General features: G+C 70.1%; 7 protein-coding genes. 1 reads left to right on the forward strand and 6 read right to left on the reverse strand.

All coding sequences use genetic code 11. The annotated features are described in order from the left end of the window. The 5 genes from APR04_RS30095 to APR04_RS30115 all read right to left on the reverse strand — a co-directional run. Nucleotides 1–251 (reverse strand): YnfA family protein (locus APR04_RS30095; RefSeq protein ID WP_253878294.1); only part of this gene is annotated, 251 nt, incomplete at its 3' end. Between the two features lie 12 nt (nucleotides 252–263). Continuing rightward, nucleotides 264–545: a hypothetical protein gene (locus tag APR04_RS30100; protein ID WP_253878296.1), complete on the reverse strand. Its 282-nt coding sequence runs from the start codon at nucleotides 543–545 to the stop codon at nucleotides 264–266. Continuing rightward, nucleotides 538–978 carry a MerR family transcriptional regulator gene (locus APR04_RS30105; RefSeq protein ID WP_253878298.1) on the reverse strand — a complete coding sequence of 147 codons (441 nt, stop codon included), beginning with the start codon at nucleotides 976–978 and terminating at the stop codon, nucleotides 538–540. Before APR04_RS30105 ends, APR04_RS30100 begins: the two co-directional genes overlap by 8 nt. Further along, nucleotides 975–1,322 (reverse strand): hypothetical protein, encoded by a 348-nt coding sequence (locus APR04_RS30110; protein WP_253878300.1) that lies wholly within the window; start codon nucleotides 1,320–1,322, stop codon nucleotides 975–977. Before APR04_RS30110 ends, APR04_RS30105 begins: the two co-directional genes overlap by 4 nt. Before the next feature lie 116 nt (nucleotides 1,323–1,438). Next, nucleotides 1,439–1,831 carry an ArsR/SmtB family transcription factor gene (locus APR04_RS30115; protein WP_253878302.1) on the reverse strand — a complete coding sequence of 131 codons (393 nt, stop codon included), beginning with the start codon at nucleotides 1,829–1,831 and terminating at the stop codon, nucleotides 1,439–1,441. A gap of 84 nt (nucleotides 1,832–1,915) precedes the next feature. Here APR04_RS30115 and APR04_RS30120 point away from each other — a divergent pair, with 84 nt between their 5' ends. Further along, the gene (locus tag APR04_RS30120) at nucleotides 1,916–3,424 is read left to right on the forward strand and encodes an FAD-dependent oxidoreductase (RefSeq protein ID WP_253878304.1); all 1,509 of its coding nucleotides are present in this window, start codon (nucleotides 1,916–1,918) and stop codon (nucleotides 3,422–3,424) included. A gap of 79 nt (nucleotides 3,425–3,503) precedes the next feature. Here the strand turns inward: APR04_RS30120 and APR04_RS30125 are convergent. Continuing rightward, nucleotides 3,504–3,836: rhodanese-like domain-containing protein (locus tag APR04_RS30125; protein ID WP_253878306.1), on the reverse strand; the 333-nt coding region annotated here is incomplete at its 5' end.

The raw sequence follows: 3,836 nt of genomic DNA on the forward strand, positions 1-3,836 counted from the left end.
AAGCCGTCCATCACCATGCCCCACGCCAGGGATCCGGCGACGAAGATCCCGCCGTAGGCGGCCAGGATGCGGCCGAAGTTGGCGTCGGGCTGGAGTGTGGCGACGAAGCCGTAGATGCCCAGGGCGATGATTCCGGCTCCGATCCAGATCCAGCCGCGGTGCTCTCGGACGCCTTGCCATACCAGCCACGCGCCGCCGATCTCGGCGATGGCGGCCACGATGAAGAGGGCGATCGAACGCAGAGTGTCCACAGGCAAAGCGTGTCACGCCCCCTTGGTGAGGTCGGTGGCCGGCCTCGGGCCCACTGCGATCTGGAAGACCTCCGGTTCGGGAGTACACGACGTCGCTTTGACCCGCCGCATGCGCAGCAACGCGAACACAGCCGCGACGAGGATGACGAGTCCGAACGCGATCCCGGCGAAGGCAGCCGTCGCGATTGTGGCGGCGGCTCCGCCGCCCGCGATACCGACCAGTGCTAGGAGCGGTGGCACACAGCAGACGGCGCATGCCGCTGCCCCTGCACCGAGCAGGTGGCGGTCACGCATCGGCGCTCGTCTCGTCGATCGTCAGCTCGGCGAACGGGATCGGGCAGCAGTCGGTCGTCGCGCACAGCGTGATGTCGTCACATCCTGCGTCGACGGCGGCCTGGAGGTTGGCCTTGATGATCTCCAGGTCGTGGATGCGCTGGTCGACCTCTTCGATCTTGCGCCGTGCCTGAGCCTGAAGACCCGGGTCGACGACGCGCCCGTGATGATGGCCGGCGGTCAGGAGGTCGGCCACCTCGTCGAGGCTGAACCCCAGGCGTTGTGCGGTCTTGATGACTCGCAGCGCGGTCACCGCCTCTGCGGGGTACAGGCGATGTCCACCGTTGGTGCGCTCGGGTTCCTCCAGCAGGCCCCTGCGCTCGTAGTAGCGCAGCGTCTGCTGGTTGACTCCGGCGGCCTGCGCCACCTGTCCGGAGCGGAGAAGGGTCGTCATCGCACGCCACCGGCAGTCATGAGCCGCGCCCGCTCGACCAGGGCGGTCAGGACGTCGGCGTGTGCGGGCGGCACGTTCACGGCCAGTCGGGCGGAGTCGTTGTCGTCGGTCAGCTCGAACTCGAAGAACGAGCAGCACTGGGACTCCCGTGCGGTCAGGTCGGCGAGCGTTGCACTCACGTCGTCACCACCGATGAAGTGCAGGGCAGCGCTGGTGGCCGACTGCTCGGTGACGTCGACCAGGTGATCGGCGAAGACGGCGTAGAACTCGGCCAGCCGTAGCGGGCGCTCGACCGTGGGAAGGGTGCACGCCTGGACATCGACCCAGGCCAACTCGTCAGACATCGCATGCTCCTGATCTACGGAGGCCGTTCACCCCGCGCACTTTCGACGCTAAGCCTGTACCTGGGTACAGGATGCAACCCCCAACCTCTGGTCGCGTCACCGCATCGGTGCTGTCCTCAGTGCGTAGGCTCGGTGACCGTCACCTCGGTCAGCAGTGCCCCGAGCCGGTTCAGCGCACCGGGCACCACCGAGTAGTAGCCCCACTTGCCACGCTGCTCACGGGTGAGCAGACCGGCCTCGACGAGCAGCTTGAGGTGGTGGCTCACCGTGGGCTGGGACAGGCCGACCGGTTCGGTGAGGTCGCACACGCACGCCTCGCCACCGTCGTGCGCGGCGACGATCGAGAGCAGCCGCACACGGGTGGGGTCGCTCAGCGCCTTGAACACATGAGCGATCTCGATGGCGGTCTGCGGATCAGCCGCCTCGCGGACCAGCGGTGCACAGCAGGCACCAGACGCCGACACCGGGACGGTGCGCGGGGGGTCGGCCAGGGCGAGAGTGGTGGTCATGACTCTCATCTTGCCACGCATCGAAGAGTATGGATATGTTGCTCCCGTTGATCCATCGAGAACTTTCGATCTGAGGAGTCGGTCATGACCGAGACGTCCCGCGAGAACCTGCCTGTCGTCGTCATCGGCGCCGGGCCGGTCGGCCTTGCCGCCGCGGCACACCTGCTGGAGCGCGGCCTGGAACCGCTGGTGCTGGAAGCCGGGGACGGCCCGGCCGCCGCCGTTGCCTCGTGGGGCCACGTCCGACTGTTCTCCCCGTGGCAGTACGACATCGACGCCGCCGCCCGCCGTCTGCTCACCGGAACCGGCTGGACCGAGCCGAACCCGGACGCGCTGCCCACCGGCAGCGACCTGGTCGAGAACTACCTGGCACCCCTGGCCGCAGTCCTGGGCGACAAGGTCCGCTACGGCGCGCGGGTCTCCGACGTCGCCAGGGACGGCGCCGACCGGTCCCGGTCCCTCGGCCGCGAGCGTCGCCCGTACCTGGTGCGGTACACCGCCGGCAACGAGGTGCACGAGACCCGCGCCAGCGCAGTCATCGACGCCTCGGGCACCTACGGCACGCCCAACCCGCTCGGCCTGTCGGGCCTGCCCGCAATCGGCGAGGAGCACGCCGCCGAGCACCTGACCGGCGCCCTGCCCGACGTGCTGGGCTTCGACCGCGAGCGGTTCGCCGGCCGGACCGCCCTGGTGGTGGGCATGGGCCACTCCGCGGCGAACACCCTGCTCAGCCTGGTCGAGCTGGCCAAGGACGAGCCGACCACACGCATCGTCTGGGCCATCCGCGGGGGCTCGGCGCGCCGCCTGTACGGCGGCGGCAGCGACGACGAGCTGCCCGCCCGCGGCCTGCTCGGTACGCGCCTGCGCGACGCCGTCGAGGCCGGGCGCGTCGAGCTGCTCACCCGGGTCGCGATCGAACGCCTGGAGCCCGACGCCTCAGGCGCCGTGCGTGTGCTGGGCACGGCACGCAAGGACAGCACCGACGGCGTGCTCGACCTGGCCGTCGACACGATCGTCAACGCGACCGGCTTCCGGCCCGACCTGAACATGCTGCGCGAGGTCCGTCTCGACCTGGACCCCGTCGTCGAGGCGCCGCGCCAGATCGCCTCGCTCATCGACCCCAACCACCACTCGTGCGGCACCGTGCCCGCGCACGGCGAGACCGAGCTGACGCACCCGGACGACGGGTTCTACCTGGTCGGCATGAAGTCCTACGGCCGGGCGCCCACGTTCCTGCTGGCCACCGGCTACGAGCAGGTGCGGTCCGTGGTCGCGGCCCTCGCCGGGGACCGGGCAGCGGCCGACGCAGTCGAGCTGAACCTGCCGCAGACCGGCGTCTGCTCCTCGGACCTGGCGTTCGCCGCCGACGCGGACGGCGTGGTCTCCGCCGAGGCTCTGGCCGGCGCGACCAGCGGCGGATGCTGCGCGACGCCGTCAGGCCCGCAGACGGTCACGCTCGGACTGAGTGCACCCGCCGAGGCGGCGACCGGCTGCGGTAGCACGGCCGAGCCGACCTCTGGATGCGGCAGCGCACCCGAGCCCGTCAAGATCGGGTTCACGACCGGCGTCGAGCACGGCCGCTCCAGCGACTGACGACCGGACCGCACAAAATGGGGTGTGAGTCCCGGGCAGGTGCCCGGGACTCACACCCCCTTGGCCGTAGCCGCTTCGACTAGTGAGCCGACGTCCAGGCCTGGTAGTTCTTGTTGCCGCCGGACAGGTTGTAAACCTGCTCGAAGCCGAGGTTGCGCAGCACGTTCTGTCCCGCGTTCCCAGTAACGCCCTTGTTGCAGTACGTCACGGTCAGCGCCGCCGGGTCCAGCTCACCGGCCCGGGCGCGCAGCTCGGCCAGCGGGATGTGCACCGAGTCCTCCACGAAGCCCTTGGCCCGATCCTTCGCCGAGCGGACATCGACGACCTGGACCTTCTCGCCGTCGGCCCGGTGCCGGTCCAGCTCCGCCGGCGTGATGAGCCGTGCCTTGCCACGGATCGCGTTGTCCAGCGC

Source organism: Promicromonospora umidemergens, assembly GCF_024171995.1.
Taxonomy (GTDB): Bacteria; Actinomycetota; Actinomycetes; order Actinomycetales; family Cellulomonadaceae; genus Promicromonospora; species Promicromonospora umidemergens.

What these genes read in the sequence shown, in the direction of transcription:
- APR04_RS30100 (WP_253878296.1), bottom strand. Translation starts at nt 545, where the DNA reads ATGCGTGACCGCCACCTGCTCGGTGCAGGGGCAGCGGCATGCGCCGTC.
- APR04_RS30105 (WP_253878298.1), bottom strand. Translation starts at nt 978, where the DNA reads ATGACGACCCTTCTCCGCTCCGGACAGGTGGCGCAGGCCGCCGGAGTC.
- APR04_RS30110 (WP_253878300.1), bottom strand. Translation starts at nt 1,322, where the DNA reads ATGTCTGACGAGTTGGCCTGGGTCGATGTCCAGGCGTGCACCCTTCCC.
- APR04_RS30115 (WP_253878302.1), bottom strand. Translation starts at nt 1,831, where the DNA reads ATGACCACCACTCTCGCCCTGGCCGACCCCCCGCGCACCGTCCCGGTG.
- APR04_RS30120 (WP_253878304.1), top strand. Translation starts at nt 1,916, where the DNA reads ATGACCGAGACGTCCCGCGAGAACCTGCCTGTCGTCGTCATCGGCGCC.